Raw genomic sequence first — 18,316 nt, 5'->3', positions numbered from 1 at the left:
GACCCGGGCGGCGGGCCGCCCGCCCCGGAGGGGTCTGCGGCCCCGGCCGCGCGGAGGCGCCGGGCGCCACGGGCCGGACCGTCCGCCGGCGCGCAAGAGGTACCGGGCGGGCCGGGGTCCGGGCGGTGCGGGAGGGGTCAGCCGATCTGGTCGGTGAGGGCGCGCAGCCGCTGCCAGCGCGCCTCCTCGCAGGAGCCCTTGCGGGTGAGCGTCGTCTCGACCTCCTGGCCCTCCCAGGTGCCCACGACGGTGGCCTCCTCCTGGCCGTACACCTTGTCGGTGCAGACGGTGCCCTCGCCGACCTCGGTGAACAACTGCTCCCCGCCCGGGTCCGCGGCGGTGGTGGGCTCGGCCTCGACCCCGGCCAGGGCCTCCTCCGGCTCCTCCTCGGAACCCTCCGCGCCCTCGGTCCTGCCCTGGAACTCGACGGCGGCCAGGGCCAGGTCGGCGCAGGTGGCCGGGTCCTCCTCGACGACGCCGGTGCAGCGCAGCGTCTGCACCCAGGCGCGGTCGCGGTCGCTCAGCTGGATCTGGAGGTAGCCGACCGGCCCGGGCTCCGCCACCTCCTCGGGCTCGGGCTCGGGGACGGCCGGGCCGGCGTCGGGGGTCATCGCGGTGGTGGCCTGCACGTCCTGCGGCGGCATCATCGACGGGCCGACGACCACTCCGTAGGCGATCGCGCCGACGCAGCAGGCGCCGGCGAGCATGGCGGTGCCGATGGTGCCTCGGCTCCGGTGGTCACGGTGCGATGGGGACATACCAAAAACCCTCGGGGGTCGGTTGGTCACGAGTCGTCCACCGGGGAGTGTGAGTCGGGGTGGACGCCAGGGGCGGGGCCCAAGCTTAGCGGGCGGTGCGGAGCACTCCTCCGAGAGCACCGTAACAAAGCGATCACCCCGATCCGGCGTCTCCGGGGCTCCCGCGCCTCCGGTCCGCCCCTTCCGCTTCACCGTTACCAACGAGTAGGGTCCAGGTGAAGAATCGTTCGCACCCCAGGGCGCGGTCGTTCGTCTCCACCCTGTGGGACGCCGGCCGACGCGCGATGGTTCGCCCCCTTCCCCTACCGCGGGTGCGGGACGCCACCCCCGCGGCCTCCCCTCGCACCCACCCGGCTTCCGGGCGGCCGCCGGTCGGAAGCCGGACACCGCCACACCCCCGGAGTGCCCGTGTCCAGTGGACGCCACCGCCATCCCTCCCCGACCGGCCGGACCGCCCGCGGTGCGTTCAGGTCGCCGCTGGGGATCACCGCCGCCGTCGTCGCGATCGTCGCCGTCGCCGCGATCGCGGTTCCGGTCGCCCTGAACTCGCTCGGTTGCGGCGAAACCCGCTACCTGCGCGTGTCGGCGACCCAGAGCATCGCCCCCGTGCTGCGGGAGGCCGCCACCGAGTTCAACGCCGACCGTCCCGGATACGGCGGCGCGTGCGTGTACGCGCAGGTGGACGAGATCGCTCCGCACCGCATCATGACCGCGCTGACCGGCGGGCGGGCGGCCGACTCCACCATCGCCCCGCACGTGTGGGTGCCCGAGTCGTCGGCCTGGGTCGAGCTGGCCCGCGTGTCGGGGGGCGGGACCCCCGGCATCGGGACCGATCCGCCGTCCCTGGCGTCCTCCCCGGTGGTCCTCGCCGCCCCCGAGCGGACCGAGGGCATGCCCGACCCCGACGACACCAGCTGGACCGCGGTCCTGCCCGACGGCCGCGAGCCCGACCGCCCGCTGGTCATGGTCGACCCCAACCGCGGGGCCGACGGGATGACGGTCATGCACGCCGTCCGCCGCCACCTGGGCTCCGGGGACGGGGCGGACACCGCCATGACCGACTTCGTGCGCGACGTGCAGACGGACAGCGCGTTCGGCGAGATCGACCTCGCCACCTTCTACACGGGGTCGGAGGCCTCCGCGGAGCGCCCGGACCCGGTGATCGTCGTCCCCGAGCAGGCGGTGGTGTCCTACAACCAGGACCGCGCGGAGTCGGCGCCCCAGCTGGCCGCCCACTACCCGGCCGAGGGGACGGTCAGCCTCGACTACCCCTACGTCACCACCACCGACGAGGAGGCGCTGCGGTCCGCGGCGGCGGACCTGTACGAGGTGCTGCGCGACGACGCCTACCGCTCGCGCCTGCGCGACCTGGGGTTCCGCGACCCCGACGGAAGGGCCTCGTCCGCCCTCGCCGGCCGGCCCGGGCTGATCCCCGAGGAACCCGCCACCCACGAGGACCTGACCGGGGACGCCCTGCTGGCCTCGGTCACCGACTGGAACCGTCTGTCGATGCCCAGCCGCACGCTGGTCCTGGCCGACGTCTCGGCCAACATGGCGGACGACCTCGACGGCGCCGGCGGACCGACCCGGATGGAGGCCGCCCTCCAGGCGGCCCTGCTGGGCCTGGCGATGTTCCCCGACGAGACCGACATGGGCCTGTGGCTGATGTCGGACGCGTACGGGGAGGAGGGCCGCGAGGAGTCCGCCGACATGCACCGGCTGGGCGCCTCGGACGGCGACGGGGACTCCACCCGCCGCCAGGAGCTCACCTCCGTCGCGGAGGGCGTCGAGGTGCGCGGCGGCGGCTCGCGCCTGTACGACAACATCCTGGCCGCCTACGACGAGGTCCAGGACGCCTACCACGAGGACAAGATCAACAGCGTCATCCTGCTCACCGCCGGGCAGGACGAGGGATCCAGCGACATCTCGCACGCGGAGCTCGTGGCGGCGCTGCAGGACCGGTTCGACCCCGAGCGGCCGGTCAGCATGTTCATCATCGCCTTCGGTTCCCAGGCGGAGGAGGCGGAGCTGAGGCAGGTCGCCGACGCGACGAGCGGCTCGGCGTTCGTGACCGACGACCCGGACGAGATCGGCGACATCTTCCTCAGCTCGATCTCACGCCGGCTGTGCGTTCCCGACTGCGACAACTGAGGCCGTGCCCGTGTCGGCGCCGGTCCGGGGCGCTCCCCGGACCGCGTCGGCAACGAGAGCGCCCGATGGTCTCGATTGGATATCGGAATCGGGTTTCGGCCCGAGCGCTCCCGAAAACCCGGTTTCCGGAACGGCCGCCCGATATCCCGGGGCGACCGGCGCTGAGCTCAGGTTCACCCCCGGTACACCCCCGCGTCGACCCGCCGCCACCGGCCCGCCCGGCCTCCACCCGGTCCGGGCGGTTGAGTACCGTTCCCACCAGTAACACACCGGTGGCCGGTTCGCTCCCGAGGCGGACCGGTACGCGCGGCCCGTCCCGGGCCGGTCGCCCCCGAGCCGACATGTCTCCCCCTGTACGGCACCCCCGTCCGTACACCACCCCGTGAGGAAAGCTGTGGGACGTCACCGCGGAAGATACGCAGAAGAGCCCTCCAACCGGGCCAGACGCCGGCGCGGCCGGGGCGGGGCCTTCGTGGCCCTGGCCGCCGCCCTGGTGATCGTGCTCGGCCTCACCGCCGCGGGCGTGTACATGTTCGGCGAGTCCGACGGATGCGGCGGCTCCGACATCGCGCTCGACGTGGCCGTCAGTCCCGAACTCGCCCCCGCAGTCGACCAGGTCGCCTCGGACTTCAACGCCGGGGAGAACCGGGTGGACGGGCGCTGCGTCCGGGCCGAGGTGCGCCAGGTCGACTCCGCCAACGTCGCCTACCAGATCACCGGTTCGGGAGCCACCATGGGCGACACCGAGTCCGACGTGTGGATCCCCGACTCCTCCATGTGGCCCCGTCTGGTCCAGAGCCAGGCCGGGGACGCCGTCATCACCGAGACCGGCACCTCCGTGGCCCGGTCCCCGCTGGTCCTGGCCGAACTCGCCGAGTTCGCCGACGGGGAGGCCACCCTCGCCTGGGCCGACGTCATCCCCACCTCCGCCCCCGGGGAGGCGTCCGAGCGCAGCGTGCGCGTCGTCGACCCCGCCCGCAGCTCCACCGGCCTGAGCACCCTCTCCCTGCTGCAGTCCGCGCTGGAGCGGTCGAGCCCCGACGCCGACACCTTCAACGCCCACATGACGGCCGCCCTCCAGGCACTCCACCAGGGGGCCTCCTCCGACGAGGACGCCGCGTTCCTGGCCCTCAGCGGCGGCCAGGCCGACTCGCCGCCCGCGATGGTGATGTCCGAGCAGGCCGTGTGGCGCTACAACGCGGCGCACGAGGAGGCCTCCGCCCGCGCCAACTACCTGGAGGGCGGCACCTACTACCTCGACTACCCGTACGTCGTGCGCAGCGAGGACAGCGACATCACCCGTGCCGCCGAGGTGTTCCGGGAGGCGGTGCGCTCGGACGAGGCCCTCCCCCACCTGCTCGCGCAGGGGTTCCGCGGCCCCGACGACCAGATGGACCCCGCCGTGCTCACCGAGGACGTCGGCTTCACCGAGGACGCCCCGGAGGAGCTGCCCGTCCCCTCCGACGGGGCCGTCACCGATCTGACCCGGTCGTGGAACCAGCTCAAGATGGACTCCCGGGTGCTCGCGATCGTGGACGTCTCCGGGTCGATGCTCGCCGAGGTGCCCGGGACGGGGATGACCCGTATGCAGGTGACGGGCGCGGCAGCGACGGAGGGCCTCCAGATGTTCACGCCCACCTCGGAACTGGGCCTGTGGGAGTTCTCCACCGACGTCAACAACAACCTGCACTACCAGGAGCTGGCGCCCGTCCGCGAACTCCAGGCCACGGGGGACGGCGGGACCGAGCACCGCGACGCCATCGCCGGCGCGCTGGCCGGGCTCCGGCCCCGCCCTCAGGGCGACACCGCGCTGTACGAGACCTACCTGGCCGCCTACCAGGAGATGTCCCGTACCTACCGGCCCGACCGGACCAACGTCATCCTCATGCTCACCGACGGGGACAACGACAACCCCGGCGGCATGGAGCTCGACGAGCTGATGACGCAGATCGACGGCATGGCGAGCCCCTCGCGCCCCATCCCGATCATCACGATCGCGTTCGGGCCGGACGTGCAGAACCTGGAGCCGCTCCAGGAGATCGCCGCCGCCACGGGCGGCGCCGCGTACATGACGGAGGACCCCACCGAGATCGGCGACATCTTCCTCCAGGCGTTCTCCCTGCGGCTCACCGAGGACGACCCCGGGGCCGAGTAGCGGCCCCGCCCCGGCGGGGCCGGGGCGGCCGGGCCCCGGTGCGGACCGCGTCCGGGCCGCACCGCGCACGGCCCCCGGCGTGACTGGGGGTGACAAGACCCTGTCCTAGGGCGAAGGGGATATGGACTTCTCCCCCGGGTTGGCGTACTCAGGGAGGGGCCGGGGAACGCCCCCGGCGCCCGGCCCCTCCCCCGGGGCGCGTGCCCCGCGGCCGGCGTGCCCGGGCCGTCCGGCCCGTCCGGCGTCGGGCCCGGCCACACGACGACCCGATTGGGAGTGCCATGGCGAAGGCGTGGATGCCCGGTGCCGCGAGACTCGACGGCGGGGCCACCCGAACACCCCCCGGCACCGGGGCCCCGCGCGCCGTGTGGACGGTGACCGGCTCCGACCCCGGTTCGTGGTCCGCGCACGAGGAGGCGCGACGGCTGGTGGACGAGGGCCGCGCGACGCACCTCGTCTGGAACCCGCTGACCGGCGAGACCGTACAGACGCTGGCGGCGACCAGGCGCGTCGGTGTGCAGCTGGGCGGCACCGACCTGTACGAGCAGCACCTCGACCACGGACACGAGGGCCGGGTGTGCCTGGTGGTGTCGGTGGTGGCCTTCCGGGAGACCCCGTTCACGGACGGGCCGATGGTCGGCCTGGCCCCGCTGCTGCTGTGGCTGGACTCCTGGGGGGTGCGCCGTGCGTGGCCCGCCGGCCGTCCCGGGTCCGAGGGCCCCAAGGCCGAGGTCGCGGCCCGCGCTTGGGCCCGGGGCGGCCACTTCGGCCACGACCAGGTCCCGGGCTCCTCCGCCAAGGGGCCGGGAAAGCTGGACACCGCCTGCCTGCTGTCGGCGGGGGCCCGCCCCGACCGCCCTGCACCGGGAACAGACACCGCGGGGCAACTCTCGGCGACGCCCCGAGCACGAAGGGCGACGAGCTCGTGATCCGCACACCACCGGGCACGTGGGACCGGGTACCACTGGTCGAGCGCCGCTCCGCCACCCCTTAGTCTGTCGCCCATGGGTGGATCTATCGAGCCGGGTTGGTACGCGGACCCGCGAGGCGACGCGCAGACGCTCAGATGGTGGAACGGCGACGAGTGGACGCGGCATACCCGTTCCCTGAGCGAACTCCAGGGCGGTGCCGACGGCCAGGACGACGAGGGGGCCGCCACCGCGTTCCTGGGTGCTCCCGACCAGGGGGGTTCCGCCGCCCCGGACGAGGAGGAGGCCGGGACCGTCCGGCTGGGCTCCGCGGCGGCGGCGCCCGCTCCGGTCGAGGACGAGCCCAGCACCATGCGGATCGACCCGTCGTGGGTCCAGGGCGCCTCCGGGCCCCCCGCCCCGGTGGACGACGAGCCCAGCACCATGCGCATCAACCCCTCCTGGGCCCAGGACGCCTCCAGCCCGTCCGACCCGACCCCGGCGTCCCCCACCCCCGCGCCGATCGGCGAGGACCCCGGCACCGTGCGCATCGACCCGTCCTGGGCCCGGAGCGCCTCCGCCCCCGCGGCCCCGGCCCCGGTCGGCGAGGACCCCGGCACCGTGCGCATCGACCCCTCCTGGGTCCACGGCGCCTCCGATGACGAGACCCCCACCGCCGACGTGCGCGGCCCCGGCGCGGACGAGGAGCCGACCGCCGACCTGAGCGGCGTCGGCGCGACCATGCGCGTGGGCCCCGGCGACGTCTCCGGCCGGGACCAGGACGAGACGCCCACCGCGGACCTCGGCGACGACGACATCCCCACGGCCAACCTCACCGACGACGACATCCGCCCCGCCCCGCAGACGGCGGTGTTCACCCCCTCCTCCGACGCCCCCGGCACCGCCGTGTTCACGCCGTCCGCCCCGGAGCCGTCCGGAACCGCGGTGTTCGACCCCTCCGACCCGATGTTCTCGGGCGCCGGGAACAACGAGGACTCCGAGGGCAAGGGCGGCAAGTTCAACAAGTTCCTGGGAAGCCTCAAGGAGGGCTGGGCGGACCTGTCCGAGGAGCGCAAGGAGCAGCGCCGCCAGGCCGAGGAGGAGGCCGCCAAGCAGCGCGAGGAGGAGCGCGTCCGCAAGGAGGCCGAACTCCGGGAGGAGGCGGCGCGCCGCGCGGAGGAGCAGGCCCGCAACCCCCAGGCGCAGCCCCCCGGCCAGGCGCCGGGCGCCGCCGCGGCCGTGCCCGGCGAACCGCAGCCCGGGCAGCCCTGGCCCTCACCGGCTCCGGACCAGCAGGCCCAGGGGTACGCCCCCGGACAGCAGCCGCCGGGACAGCAGGTCCCGGGAAGCCAGTCCTCCGGGGCGCAGCAGGCACCCGCGCAGCAGTATCCCGGCGTCCCGCCCCTCTCCGGTCCGCAGCCGGGGCACGCCGTTCCGCCGGGCGCCCCCTCCGGCCCGTATCCGAGCGGCTTCCCGCCGCACCAGCGGTCCGGACCGCAGATCCCGCCGTCGGGCCCCCAGCCCGGCTTCCCCCCGGCGCACCACCAGGGCGGTTACCCGCCGCCCGGGTACCCGCCGCAGCAGATGGGCAACCCGAACATGGGCGGACACCCCCACCAGGGTCCCCCCATGCCGCCCCCTCAGCACATGAACCGCCCTCCCCAGGGCCCGCCGCCCGGATACCCCCGTGCCGGCGTGTCCGGCGGGCAGCCGCCGATGGGCGGGGGCCACCAGCAGCCGCAGCGGGGGCCGGGCCGGCCGCCCGGCGGCGGCCTGTACCCGCAGCAGCCCCCACAGGCCCCTCCGCAGCCGCAGAGGAAGAAGAAGGGCGGCTGCGGACGCGGCTGCGGCTGCGGCTGCTTCTTCTTCCTCCTGATCCTGGTGGTCGTCCTCGGCCTGGCCTACGTCCAGTTCTGGGGCGTCTACGACTGGATGGACGCCGTCTTCGGCGTCAGCGGCCTGGTCTGGGACTGACCCGGCCCCAGGGGCGGTCGGGCCACGGGCCCGGCCGCCCCTTCGTCATCCCCGGCACTTCCCACAACCTCTAAGCTGACCGGTATGAATGACAGTTTGGTGTGGATCGACTGCGAGATGACGGGCCTCGACTTCGAGAACGACGCGCTGATCGAGGTGGCCTGTCTGATCACCGACGGTGAGCTCAACGTCCTCGACGAGGGCGTCGACGTCGTGATCAGACCGCCGCAGGCCGCACTGGACGCCATGGGCGACTTCGTCCGCGACATGCACACCAAGTCCGGCCTGCTGGAGGTGCTGGACAAGGGCGTCACCCTGCACGAGGCCGAGGACATGGTCCTGGAACACATCCGCCGGTACGTGACCGAGCCCCGCAAGGCCCCGCTGTGCGGCAACTCGATCGCCACGGACCGCACCTTCCTCGCCCGCGACATGAAGCGCATCGACGAGTTCCTCCACTACCGGATGGTGGACGTGTCCTCCATCAAGGAACTGCTGCGCCGCTGGTACCCGCGCGTGTACTACGCGAGCCCCGACAAGAACGGCGGGCACCGGGCGCTCGCCGACATCACCGAGAGCATCCGTGAGCTGCGCTACTTCCGCGCCACCGCGTTCGTGCCCGAACCCGGCCCCAGCTCGGCCGAGGCACGCGCCGTCGCGACCGAGGTGATCGCCGGGGGCAACGGACTCAAGCCCCGCGACGGGGCCTCCGGGGACGCCGGGGCGGAAAACTGATCGAAGCACTCCCCGGAGTCCGCTAAGATTTCATACGTACGCAGGGCCGCGAGGCCAGGCGAACGTGGTGGGTGTAGCTCAGCCGGTAGAGCACTTGGTTGTGGTCCAAGAAGTCGCGGGTTCAAGTCCCGTCACTCACCCCAGAGGCGAAAGCCCCTGACCAGCGCGGATGCGCAGTGGTCAGGGGCTTTCGCGTGTGCGGGGGTGCACCAGCGGGTGCACGGGGCCCAGAACACGGGTCAGTGAGTGCGCACCGCCCATCCCGTCACTCACCGATGTCGCGGGGGTGCACGGCCGTGCACTCCCGAGCCGGACCCGCCCCGAAACCGCACAGGCCCGCCGCATACGGGCATTGGTACATCCGTCGGGCACCCGTCCTGGCCTGCGCAAAGATCTTCGAGGACCTTCGCGGATTCCCTTCGCTTTAGCCCGCACCCAAGCGATGGTCCACCCATGGCAACCATCAACCAGCGCACCCTGGCCGACGGACGCACCCGCTACTGGGTCAAATGGCGGCTCGGCGGCACCCGTGGCGGAGCACCCCAGTCCGAACCCTTCGACACCCGCGCCGACGCCCACACCTTCAAACTCCACGTCGAGGCCGCCGGACACCACTGGCCCGAGAACTGGATACCCCGCCAGGGCTGGGCCGAGGGGTGGGTCCCCGGCCACGGCTGGACCAAGGTCGAGCAAGAGGACCAGCCCGAGGCCGAACCCGTCATCTTCGCCGACTTCGCCCGCGAGCTCATCGACTCCATGACCGGCGTCGAGGAACGCACCCGCGCCGACTACCACCGCGAACTCGAACTCCACCTGATCCCGCACTTCGGACAGGTGGACCTGCGCGACGTCATCCAGCTCAAGCCCAAGGACGTCCGCGCCTGGGTCAACCAGCTACGCACCGGCACCCCCGATCCCAAGGCCTCCTACCGCACCCCCAACCCCAGCCGGGGCCGCCAGAAGGAACCCGGGTGGCTGCGCAAACCCCTGGCGGCCAAGTTCATCCACAACCTGCACGGGCTGCTCTTCTCCATCTGCGAGGCCGCCGTGCGCGAGGACCCGCCCATTCGGCCCTCCAACCCCGCCGCCCGTAGCCGGCTACCCCGCGCCGACAACGAGGCCGACACCGAGATGTGCTTCTTGACCCGTGAGGAGTTCACCCTGTTCCGGGACTCGATGCACCCGGACGTGCGCGACATGGTCGAGGTGTTCGTGCGCACCGGCATGCGCTACAGCGAACTGGTCGCCCTGCAGGTCCGCGACGTCAGCTTCACCCCGACCATCGACCACGAGGGACAGCAGCAGGTGCGCGGGCACCTGGACGTGCGCCGGGCCTGGAAGCGCGGACCCAACAACACCTTCCACCTGGGGGCGCCCAAGACCCGCAGTTCCCGACGGCGCCTGCCGCTCTCACCGCGCACCATCGACCTGCTACGCCCCAGGTTGGAAGGAAAGAGGCCGGAGGAGTTCGTCTTCACCACCGACCAGGGGTCCTGGTGGCGGCACTCCTCCTTCTACGGCCGCCGCTGGGCACCCGGCGTCAAGGAGGCCCAACGGCGCGGGCTCGGCAAGAAGCCGCGCATCCACGACCTGCGCCACACCCACGTTGCGTGGCTGATCGAGAAAGACGTGCACGTGTTCAAGATCCAGCGCCGATTGGGGCACACCTCCATCACCACGACCATGGACCGCTACGGGCACCTGGTCACCGACATCGACGACACCATGATCGAGGCCATCGACGGCCCGCCCACTCCCCCGACACCGCGCACCGACCCCGGCGGTGAGCAGCGCCTGCGCCTGATCTCTTGAACGTCATTACGGGGGTGCTACATCATGTGGGGACCATCTCGCACAGCTCGAAAAGAGCACCATGATCGACCCAGCGTTCAAACGCGCTCTGCGCCACCTCCGCGCTGTGAAGTCCGAGCGGCCGTCCGAAGCCGACTCCATCAAGTTCTCGCAATGGCGAGAAAGGATCGCCGAAGCCTTGGAAGCGATCGCATCCGCGGCCCCCACCGAGAAGTTGCAGAGGCAGGCGAGACTGGAGGCGGAGGCCGCGCGGGCCCAAGCGCGGAGGCCGCGCGGGCCCAAGCAACGATGCGACAGCGCCACGAAGAAGGAGCGAGAGAAGGTGATGGTGGCCTCACGCGCTCACATCCTGAGTGACTTCAGAGAGCATGTGTAGTCGCACGTAGAAACAGACAGGGGCGGGCCCGTGCGGGCCCGCCCTCCTCCACTCTTCGGGCTACCGTGAGATGAAGGCGATTGACGATGAGTGACTGGCACAAGAGCAGCTACAGCGGTGGAACCAACGAGTGCGTCGAAGCCCGGGAGCACCAGGCCGGAGCCGACGTGCGGGACACCCAGAACAGGGAACTGGGCCATCTGTCCTTCACCCGCTCGGAGTGGAACGCCTTCGTCGAGACCACTCTCCACAGCCACCGGTAATCCCCTACGCGACGACCTCGCCGCTCTCCAGGTAGAGCGTGGTCCCCTTACGGCGTGCACGGTCCCCTTGAGCGATCCTTCGAGTGAGCCGGGGGATCGTCACCGTCCCGACCTCGGCCACCTCATGGAACCCGTACCCGGCCAACTCGTCCTGGTCGAGGACGATCCGGTCCAGCCAGTGCTGGTCGAGCACTCCCCCGTCGAAGACGAACAACTGCTTGTCACCCTCCGATGGCGTGGGTGCCCAGTCCACGACCAGCAACCGCCCGATCGGCGGGGTAATCCCCAACTCTTCCTTCACCTCACGCGCCACGGCCTGGGTCGGGGTCTCCCCGTGCTCCATGTACCCGCCGGGGATCTCCAGGTAGTCCTTGTAGGTCGGAACCACCATCATCACCCGCCCCAGCTCATCGAAGAACAGCACACCGGCAGCCACCCGGGGGCGGGCGAAGGATTCAGTGGGATTAGAGACCATGCCCAGACACTAACCACCGCCCCGGCCCGACAAGCATCGGCACGGAGGCCGGGGCAGCGATCAACCCTCCTCAGGCATCGAAGCGCAGATCCGCGATGCCGGACAGGTCGATGCCGTAGCGGTCGTAGACCTTGGTGGTGTTCTCACCCGTCAGGGACGACTCGTCAAATCCGAGCAGCGCGGCCACCCGCACCACCTCGGCGCGGCTGTCCGCTTCGATCTCCAGATACGCGGGGATCCGCGGCCAGGAGTCGATCTCCAACTGGGCGCCGTCCAACGTGAAGCTGCGCCGTCGGTTCTCCTGGTAGGCCTTGGGCGTGTAACCGAGCTTGGCCAACAACGCGTTGGCGGTCTCGAAGTCACCGACCTGCGTCTCGGTCTCCCGAGTGCCGCCGATGGCGTCGGAGTCGATCTCCTTCACCGTGAGCGTGACCCGGCTCCCGGTGTCGCGCAGACGCACCCACCGCGACATGTCCCCGGGCTCGATGTCGTACACGTAGCGTCGCTGAAGGACCTCACCCAGGTCAGCACCGCCCTTGTCGAGAATGAGCCGAGCCACCTTTTCGGGTTCGATGCCCAAGACCTTGGCCTCATATTCGATCACGCTCATGGAGCCTTCTCTCTTGCTTCCTCTGATTCCATCTGCGGCACTGCATCAGCGAGAGAGCGAACCGGCCGTTGTTCGATGCTGGGTGAGGTCGTGCAAGCGTGCCAAGGCATCGGCACGAACTTCCTCCAGCCCGGGTTTGGCGGTGCTCCGCACCACGCGCTGAATCTGATGCGGCAATTGAAGACGTGCGGCAAGGGACAACGCCTCGCTGTACAAAGTGTGCGCACTGGTGAGGTCCCCGACTGCGGACAGCGCGTCGGCGGAGGTGACGGCTTCGATAGCCGCCCATTGAGGCGCCGGTGCCTCTCCCGATCCTGGGCGTGCCCGGGCCAGTTCCGCTGCCGCAGATGCGCGCCCGGTTCCCAGCAGCCCTCGCACGCGCACTTCACGCAGGGAGAAGGGGGTGAAGAGGATTCCGCTCGGCCCCGCAGCATCCATGACAAGGTCAGCGGTGGCTACGGCCTCGTCGTGCCTGGCTGCGTCCCCCTGTTCTCCGGCCGCACGGGCAAGAAGAACGAAGGTCTGACCTCGCTCCCCCTCGTCATGGGAGAGCTCGGCTGCCTCAGCCAGACGCGCGATAGCGGCTCCCGAGCGACCCGCCTTCCTCAGTTCGTTGCCGTGCATACGCAGCACGTGCCCGAGGAAGTCACCCTCGTCCAGATGCCGAGCGAGCCGCATGGCGCCGCCCGTCCATCGCGCGGCCAGGTACAACTGTTCCTCCGGCAGGACGTGTCCCAGCGACGTGCCGAGCGTTGCCCGCGCCCGTGCCAGCAGGGAGGCCGTCCCGTAGTCGACCCGTCCCTCCCTCAGCCGTGCCTCAAGCCGGACCACCAACGGCCACAGTTCCTCGACCGCCTCTGCCGCGCGTCCCGCCTGCCGGGCGATCTCGGCGAGCCGTACCGTCGACTCCCCGAACTGCAGTGCGGCGAGGAAGTCCGCGTCTTCGTCGCTGGTGATTCCCAGGGCGTGCGGCGGAACGCCCAGGACCCGGCTGATGTGCGACAACCCCTGACGGTCATTGATGGTGCGCTGGCGCCGCTCCAGCAGGGAAACATAAGAGGGGTCGTATCCGAGAAGCTCTCCCATCGCCACCTGTGAGAGTCCCGCGAACTTGCGGTAGCAACGCAGGATCACCGCCAGCTCCCGGGTCTCCAGGGCGCGACGTGCTTCGGGTAGCAGCCACAGCCAGCGGGTGGAAGTCGAAGCGGTCACGTGTCCGGCTGGGCGAACCAGGAGAGAACCGACCTCTTGTACCCCTCCGGCATCTTCAGACCGGGTACCTCGTCCTTGGTGAACAGCCCGGCTTCCTTGTGCTCGCTGGAGACCACGACCGGGGCGTCCGAGTCCACATGACAGCCGTAGGTGACGATGAAGACGTGCTTGTCGACCTGGGTGATGTGGTACATCCACGAATCGAGGATCTCCGCCACCGTGACCGGCCAGCCCGTCTCCTCCTCGATCTCCCGGGCCAAGCACTCCTCCGGGGTCTCCCCCAGTTCGATCTTTCCGCCGGGGAGCTCCCACTCGTCACGCTCGTTGCGCAACAGCAACACCCGCCCCTCACGGACGACGACGCCTTTGACTGAGACGGGGAACGTGCGCGGTGCGTAGGGGACGTCGGACACAGGGGGCTCGCTTTCGACGGCGTAGGGGTTCGACGGTAGTGAAGCTAGCAGGCGCGCACCCGGTCTCGGGCAGCTCGCGCCTTGACAGATTGTCACTGGCCTCATCGCCCGGCATTCGTGAAGCTGGGCGGTGTGTACAAGACGACACCTCACCTGCCCGTCGACACCGACGCTCCCTTCGAGCGGCACCGAGTCGACCCGCGCAGAACCGACCTCCACCCGCACCTGGCGTCCGCCCTACGTGATCGGGGTCTGGCAACGTTCAGCGAGATGCCCAGCCGCCCCGCCTTCGCCGACATGGTGCGTGATCTGGCCGTCCTCTACCCGCACCCGGACAGCGGCCCTGACGGCCTCACCCTGCTGCACGCGCGGGACGGGAGCCCCGGGGCCGGCCAACTCGGATTCACCGACTCCGAGCTCCTCCCGCACACAGAGCGGTCGTGCCTACCGAGACCACCGCACCTCCTCATGCTCATGTGCCTGACCCCGGCGCACCACGGAGGCGAGAGCGTCCTCATCGACGGGCGGGCCGTGGCCGAGGAGCTGTTCCTGGCCTCCCCGGAGACGTGGAGTGCGCTGTCCGCGCCCCGGACCGCCTACTTCGGAGGCTCCTCCGGATACGTCGGCGCGGTCTTCGAACCTGCCGCACCAGAAACGTGGACCATCCGGCTAAGGCTTGACGAACTCATCCGCTTCGCTCCCCGCACGGTTCGCCACGTCGAGATCCTCCGGGAGGTCATGAACCGGCACACCATGGTCTTGCGCCTGGGCAAGGGCGAGGGATTCATCCTCGACAACACACGTTGGCTGCACGGCCGTCGTTCCTTTACCGGTCCTCGAGTGATGCTGCGCGCTCTGGGCGAGCGGCATACCCACCTCCCACTGGAACGCGGATTCCGCCTGTCCTGACCTCCTATTCCAGAACACGACGTGGAACGAGTGAACATGACCGAGATCGTCAAGCAGAGCGCTCGCGCCATCCTCTTCGACAGCGAGCAGCGGCTGGTGCTCATCAGGCGTACCAAACCCGAACAGGAGCCCTACTGGGTCGCCGTGGGAGGCGGGGTCGAGGCGAAGGACAGCAGCGTCGAGGCGGCCTTGCACCGTGAGGTCCTGGAGGAGCTCGGTGGTCGAATCGACCGGGTCCGCCAGGTCCTCGTCATCACCGACGACCTCCCCGGCGGTATCGGAATCCAGCACGTCTTCATCGCACGGTTGACCTCCATGGACCTCACCAACCGCACCGGAGCCGAGTTCACCGAGCCCGGACGCGGCACCTACGAAGTGGCCCGTGTCACCGCCACGCGAGACGCCCTCGCGGGACTCCGTCTCCTACCGCCCCGGCTGACCGAATTCGCGCAGGCGAACCTCCACGGCCTGCTGGCGCTGGTGAACGAAGCGGACGAGGCACCATGACCGACTTCATCAGCCTCAACGGCCCCGACAACAGCGGCAAGTCGACGCAGGTGCGCATGCTGGCGGACAGCTGGCACGGGTTCCACGACCTGGGTCCGGTTCACCGCCACGATCCGGCCACCTGGGCTCGTGTCTCGGGCCCGGGATACGGCACCTGGTGGTTCACCACCTCCACCACGGCGGAGCTGACCCGCATGTTGTTCTCCAGCCACGCTGCCCGAGCCAGAGCCCGCCCTCCCGGAAAGATCGGGCTCCTGGACCGCGGCTGGTACATGCTCCTCGCCACGGCCGTCGCGACCTGCACGGTCAAGGAGTCGCTCACCGTCGAAGCCGCCTGGACCCGAGTTCTCGCCTTGGTGGACACGGACGAACCGCGCCCACCAGAGCTCTCCATCCTGCTGCTCCCCGCGCTCGACCTTGAGCAGAGCATCGGCATCGCCCAACAACGGGAGGGACGTCCGTGGGCCGGCGTCTACCTCGACTACCAACGGCGCCTGCACCGCGTTCTCCTACACATGGCGCATCAAGGCGTGTTCGCCGAGGTTGTCTCCGGACAGACTCACGGCATCGACGCGACGCACGCCTTCCTCAGCAGAGTCCTCACCGCGCACGACGTCAGCGTCCCCTCGATCAACCACCCCGCGAAGAACGGATGTTCGCCGTGAACCCTCCTCTTCCCCTCAACGAACCCCTTGCCGCCTTACTGGCCCTGCTCCCGGCCAAGGAACGCGCCCGGTTCGACGAAGCTGTCAGCGGACTCCACCGCACCAACCACCGACTGTGGCGAGCCGAGGACGGCGTACGCGTCGAGGCGGCCGACCCTGTGCGGGTGGCCGACGGCAAGCGCGTGATCGACCAGCTCAACATGGCCCGTGTTCGCTACGCCGAGCGCCTGGACGAGGTGATCGCCGCCGGATGCCCGGTGTCCCCCGCCGTGACCGCGCCGATGCACACCGAGCCGTTCAGTTCCGCGGTCGACCGGCTGTCGGTGACGGTGCTGCGGCTGCACCACACGCGGCTGGCGGCCGACGAGGACCCCGGTGTCCAGCCCCGTGTGGCCCGAGTTCAAGCCCAGATCCACGACCTGCACGAGGCGCTCGGCTCCCTGTCCGAAGACGTCGTTACCGGTCGGAGGCGGCTGCCCGACGGGGCGCGGTTCAAGCTCTACGGCACGGCGGTGGGCGCGGACACCCGCCCCGCCCCGAATCCCAACCTGCCCCCGGTCATCGCCTTGGGCGGCCTGAGTGAGTGCGGCAAGAGCACTTCGGGGGTCTTCCTGAGCCGGGACGAGAGCGCCGTCCGGTTCAAGATCGGCTTCCTGCTATCCCAGGCCGCCGCCCGTCAAGGCCTGGCCGATCCCTATGCCCTGTCGCCCATGCGTCAGGCGGAACTGCTCCTGGACGAGCTCAACCGGTTCGCTGACGCTCACGTGGACGTCGAGCTGATCACCATCGAGTCCGTGCACAGGGCCGAGTCGATCGCGGCTCTGAAGTCCTTGATGGGTGAGCGGCTACGGGTGGTCTACGTCGACGTCCCCTTCGCGGTGCGACTGGCGCGCTCGGGAGGTACCCGGCAGGCCCTGGAGGGGAAGGACCGGATCAAGACCCGCCGGGGCGCGGACCGGATCCCGGCTGATGAGGTCCTGGACAACTCCGGCAGCGTGATCCGGCTGCACGGCGGACTTAGGCGCCTGGCCAGCCCTCCGACCACGGCACGGGTCAAGACCATCCCGCCCCAGGAGCTCCGGCTGCCCGCAGCGGTGCGGGGGGCGACCTCCCGACTCGTGGAGTCTTTGTCCGCCTTGTCTGACGAGCGGTGCCTCGTCGCGTTGACCGGGAGCGCGGTCAACGGCGGTTGGGAGGAGGGGTGGTCCGACGTCGACTTGCTCGCCATCACCGAGAGCGGGCACAGCGAACGGGTCGTGCGAGCCATCGACGAGTACCGGTCGACGCTCCTGGCCTGTGGTGGTATCCACCTGGGCGCAACGGTCCTGCCCGTCTCCGAGGCCCAGGTGCGCCGCCTCCCCAATCGGGTGCTCGCCGCCCTGGTCATGCTCCAGAAAGGAAGCCCCGCGCTTCTGGCCAGTCCCGGCCTGCGGCTGCCGGTGGTCTCCCGTGGGGAGGTGGAGCGCGGTACTCCTGCCGCCCTGGCCGACGCGGTCGCGACCACGCGGCGGCTGCGCCACGACCCCGGGCGCGGCCGTGTCCGCCCGCTCTACAAGCACCTGGTCCTGCTCTGCCGTCTTCTCCTGCGGGAGCAGTCGGTGTGGGTGCGCGGCGACGAGATCGTTCCCGAGGCCGTTCGACTGCTGCCCGGGCTCGGCCCTCTCGATCTCCCTTCCCTGACCGCAGTCATCTCCGCCCATCGGGAGGGCACGGACCAAGCCCGGGTGCTCGGCGCGATCGAGACGGCCGTGGACCGGCTGCTCACCTGGCACGAACGACAATGTGCCGCCTGAGAGTGGCCCGACGAGAGGACAACCATGGAAGCGGTCACCCAGGGCACGGGCTTTCACGCCGAGGTCGTGGCGCGGCTGGACGCGGGGCCGAGCAGTCGACCCGAACGGGTGGTGCACGATCTCGACGGCGCCCGGTCAGCGGTCTCCCCGGAGCAACTCTCCGGCGCAGGGCGTCTGTTGTGGGAAGCCCTGCGCCACACGATTCCTGCCGTCTCGGGCGCCGACGCGGTCCTCGGTCTGGACGCGGGCGGCATCGTGCCGGCGCTCGCGGTGAGCATGGCCTCGGGGCTCCCGTACAAGCTCGCGTGGAAGGTGCGCGTTCCCCTGCCTGGCGCCGTTCACTTCGTCGAGGGCCACGCCAACCGCCCCAACGTGTTCGCCTACGGAATCGCTCCCGGGCACGGCTACGTCCTGGTCGACGACGAGGTGACGACCGGCATCACCCTGGTGAACCTCGCTCAGGCCCTACGCCGTCACGGGGCGCACCCGGTCGCTGCGGTGTGCCTGGCTGAGGACACCCGGTACCAGGCAAGGTCCATCCTCGAAGAGGCCGGTCTGCCCCTCGTCTCCCTCACCCGGATCGGACGGGACGGATGAGCC

General features: G+C 70.7%; 18 protein-coding genes and 1 tRNA gene. 14 read left to right on the top strand and 5 right to left on the bottom strand.

Going from position 1 to position 18,316, the window contains the following annotated elements; all coding sequences use genetic code 11:
- Window positions 1–137: 137 nt before the first annotated feature.
- Window positions 138–758 carry a hypothetical protein gene (locus ACFQBR_RS00515; RefSeq protein ID WP_267946096.1) on the bottom strand — a complete coding sequence of 207 codons (621 nt, stop codon included), beginning with the start codon at window positions 756–758 and terminating at the stop codon, window positions 138–140.
- A 408-nt stretch (window positions 759–1,166) separates the two neighbouring features.
- Here ACFQBR_RS00515 and ACFQBR_RS00510 point away from each other — a divergent pair, with 408 nt between their 5' ends.
- The 9 genes from ACFQBR_RS00510 (at window position 1,167) to ACFQBR_RS00470 (ending at window position 11,132) form a co-directional block, all read left to right on the top strand.
- A complete protein-coding gene (locus ACFQBR_RS00510) occupies window positions 1,167–2,909 on the top strand; it encodes a substrate-binding and VWA domain-containing protein (RefSeq protein ID WP_344179424.1) in 1,743 nt (580 codons plus the stop codon).
- A 394-nt stretch (window positions 2,910–3,303) separates the two neighbouring features.
- Window positions 3,304–5,064, top strand: a complete 1,761-nt coding sequence (locus ACFQBR_RS00505) for a substrate-binding and VWA domain-containing protein (RefSeq protein ID WP_344179427.1) — start codon at window positions 3,304–3,306, stop codon at window positions 5,062–5,064.
- Between the two features lie 281 nt (window positions 5,065–5,345).
- Complete coding sequence (locus ACFQBR_RS00500; RefSeq protein WP_267946099.1) at window positions 5,346–5,993, top strand: hypothetical protein; 648 nt, start codon at window positions 5,346–5,348, stop codon at window positions 5,991–5,993.
- Window positions 5,994–6,068: 75 nt separating this feature from the next.
- Window positions 6,069–7,946 carry a DUF2510 domain-containing protein gene (locus tag ACFQBR_RS00495; protein WP_344179429.1) on the top strand — a complete coding sequence of 626 codons (1,878 nt, stop codon included), beginning with the start codon at window positions 6,069–6,071 and terminating at the stop codon, window positions 7,944–7,946.
- Window positions 7,947–8,030: 84 nt separating this feature from the next.
- Window positions 8,031–8,681 carry an oligoribonuclease gene (orn, locus tag ACFQBR_RS00490; RefSeq protein WP_344179432.1) on the top strand — a complete coding sequence of 217 codons (651 nt, stop codon included), beginning with the start codon at window positions 8,031–8,033 and terminating at the stop codon, window positions 8,679–8,681.
- A 67-nt stretch (window positions 8,682–8,748) separates the two neighbouring features.
- Window positions 8,749–8,824, top strand: a tRNA-His gene (locus ACFQBR_RS00485).
- Window positions 8,825–9,134: 310 nt separating this feature from the next.
- Complete coding sequence (locus ACFQBR_RS00480) at window positions 9,135–10,493, top strand: tyrosine-type recombinase/integrase (protein WP_344179434.1); 1,359 nt, start codon at window positions 9,135–9,137, stop codon at window positions 10,491–10,493.
- Window positions 10,494–10,554: 61 nt separating this feature from the next.
- Complete coding sequence (locus tag ACFQBR_RS00475; protein ID WP_344179437.1) at window positions 10,555–10,869, top strand: hypothetical protein; 315 nt, start codon at window positions 10,555–10,557, stop codon at window positions 10,867–10,869.
- Window positions 10,870–10,955: 86 nt separating this feature from the next.
- The gene (locus ACFQBR_RS00470; RefSeq protein WP_344179439.1) at window positions 10,956–11,132 is read left to right on the top strand and encodes a DUF397 domain-containing protein; all 177 of its coding nucleotides are present in this window, start codon (window positions 10,956–10,958) and stop codon (window positions 11,130–11,132) included.
- A gap of 4 nt (window positions 11,133–11,136) precedes the next feature.
- On the opposite strand, the gene ACFQBR_RS00465 is transcribed toward ACFQBR_RS00470, so the two are convergent.
- The 4 genes from ACFQBR_RS00465 to ACFQBR_RS00450 all read right to left on the bottom strand — a co-directional run bounded on the left by ACFQBR_RS00465 (window position 11,137) and on the right by ACFQBR_RS00450 (window position 13,842).
- Window positions 11,137–11,607 (bottom strand): NUDIX hydrolase, encoded by a 471-nt coding sequence (locus tag ACFQBR_RS00465; protein ID WP_344179441.1) that lies wholly within the window; start codon window positions 11,605–11,607, stop codon window positions 11,137–11,139.
- A gap of 70 nt (window positions 11,608–11,677) precedes the next feature.
- The gene (locus tag ACFQBR_RS00460) at window positions 11,678–12,217 is read right to left on the bottom strand and encodes a class IV adenylate cyclase (RefSeq protein ID WP_344179443.1); all 540 of its coding nucleotides are present in this window, start codon (window positions 12,215–12,217) and stop codon (window positions 11,678–11,680) included.
- 45 nt (window positions 12,218–12,262) lie between these two features.
- Entirely contained in the window at window positions 12,263–13,429 is a 1,167-nt protein-coding gene (locus ACFQBR_RS00455) for a helix-turn-helix domain-containing protein (protein WP_344179445.1), read from the bottom strand.
- Complete coding sequence (locus ACFQBR_RS00450; RefSeq protein WP_344179447.1) at window positions 13,426–13,842, bottom strand: NUDIX hydrolase; 417 nt, start codon at window positions 13,840–13,842, stop codon at window positions 13,426–13,428. The genes ACFQBR_RS00455 and ACFQBR_RS00450 overlap by 4 nt, the downstream gene beginning before the upstream one ends.
- Window positions 13,843–13,974: 132 nt before the next feature.
- Here ACFQBR_RS00450 and ACFQBR_RS00445 point away from each other — a divergent pair, with 132 nt between their 5' ends.
- The 5 genes from ACFQBR_RS00445 to ACFQBR_RS00425 are packed head-to-tail and all read left to right on the top strand — an operon-like array spanning window position 13,975 to window position 18,313.
- Window positions 13,975–14,751, top strand: a complete 777-nt coding sequence (locus ACFQBR_RS00445; protein ID WP_344179449.1) for a TauD/TfdA family dioxygenase — start codon at window positions 13,975–13,977, stop codon at window positions 14,749–14,751.
- 36 nt (window positions 14,752–14,787) lie between these two features.
- A complete protein-coding gene (locus tag ACFQBR_RS00440; RefSeq protein WP_344179451.1) occupies window positions 14,788–15,258 on the top strand; it encodes an NUDIX hydrolase in 471 nt (156 codons plus the stop codon).
- Window positions 15,255–15,923 (top strand): hypothetical protein, encoded by a 669-nt coding sequence (locus ACFQBR_RS00435; RefSeq protein ID WP_344179453.1) that lies wholly within the window; start codon window positions 15,255–15,257, stop codon window positions 15,921–15,923. The genes ACFQBR_RS00440 and ACFQBR_RS00435 overlap by 4 nt, the downstream gene beginning before the upstream one ends.
- Window positions 15,911–17,716 carry a DUF4254 domain-containing protein gene (locus ACFQBR_RS00430; RefSeq protein ID WP_344179455.1) on the top strand — a complete coding sequence of 602 codons (1,806 nt, stop codon included), beginning with the start codon at window positions 15,911–15,913 and terminating at the stop codon, window positions 17,714–17,716. The genes ACFQBR_RS00435 and ACFQBR_RS00430 overlap by 13 nt, the downstream gene beginning before the upstream one ends.
- A 24-nt stretch (window positions 17,717–17,740) precedes the next feature.
- Window positions 17,741–18,313, top strand: coding sequence for a phosphoribosyltransferase (locus ACFQBR_RS00425; protein WP_344179458.1), 573 nt, complete (start codon window positions 17,741–17,743; stop codon window positions 18,311–18,313).
- Window positions 18,314–18,316 lie beyond the last annotated feature (3 nt).

Origin of the sequence: Nocardiopsis tropica (genome assembly GCF_042660575.1) — a bacterium.
GTDB classification, from domain to species: Bacteria; Actinomycetota; Actinomycetes; order Streptosporangiales; family Streptosporangiaceae; genus Nocardiopsis; species Nocardiopsis tropica.
This window is presented reverse-complemented; position numbering and strand designations above follow the sequence as displayed.

What these genes read in the sequence shown, in the direction of transcription:
- ACFQBR_RS00470 (WP_344179439.1), top strand. Translation starts at nt 10,956, where the DNA reads ATGAGTGACTGGCACAAGAGCAGCTACAGCGGTGGAACCAACGAGTGC.
- ACFQBR_RS00515 (WP_267946096.1), bottom strand. Translation starts at nt 758, where the DNA reads ATGTCCCCATCGCACCGTGACCACCGGAGCCGAGGCACCATCGGCACC.
- ACFQBR_RS00460 (WP_344179443.1), bottom strand. Translation starts at nt 12,217, where the DNA reads ATGAGCGTGATCGAATATGAGGCCAAGGTCTTGGGCATCGAACCCGAA.
- ACFQBR_RS00425 (WP_344179458.1), top strand. Translation starts at nt 17,741, where the DNA reads ATGGAAGCGGTCACCCAGGGCACGGGCTTTCACGCCGAGGTCGTGGCG.
- ACFQBR_RS00475 (WP_344179437.1), top strand. Translation starts at nt 10,555, where the DNA reads ATGATCGACCCAGCGTTCAAACGCGCTCTGCGCCACCTCCGCGCTGTG.
- ACFQBR_RS00430 (WP_344179455.1), top strand. Translation starts at nt 15,911, where the DNA reads ATGTTCGCCGTGAACCCTCCTCTTCCCCTCAACGAACCCCTTGCCGCC.
- ACFQBR_RS00480 (WP_344179434.1), top strand. Translation starts at nt 9,135, where the DNA reads ATGGCAACCATCAACCAGCGCACCCTGGCCGACGGACGCACCCGCTAC.
- ACFQBR_RS00440 (WP_344179451.1), top strand. Translation starts at nt 14,788, where the DNA reads ATGACCGAGATCGTCAAGCAGAGCGCTCGCGCCATCCTCTTCGACAGC.
- ACFQBR_RS00435 (WP_344179453.1), top strand. Translation starts at nt 15,255, where the DNA reads ATGACCGACTTCATCAGCCTCAACGGCCCCGACAACAGCGGCAAGTCG.
- orn (WP_344179432.1), top strand. Translation starts at nt 8,031, where the DNA reads ATGAATGACAGTTTGGTGTGGATCGACTGCGAGATGACGGGCCTCGAC.
- ACFQBR_RS00465 (WP_344179441.1), bottom strand. Translation starts at nt 11,607, where the DNA reads ATGGTCTCTAATCCCACTGAATCCTTCGCCCGCCCCCGGGTGGCTGCC.
- ACFQBR_RS00495 (WP_344179429.1), top strand. Translation starts at nt 6,069, where the DNA reads ATGGGTGGATCTATCGAGCCGGGTTGGTACGCGGACCCGCGAGGCGAC.
- ACFQBR_RS00500 (WP_267946099.1), top strand. Translation starts at nt 5,346, where the DNA reads ATGGCGAAGGCGTGGATGCCCGGTGCCGCGAGACTCGACGGCGGGGCC.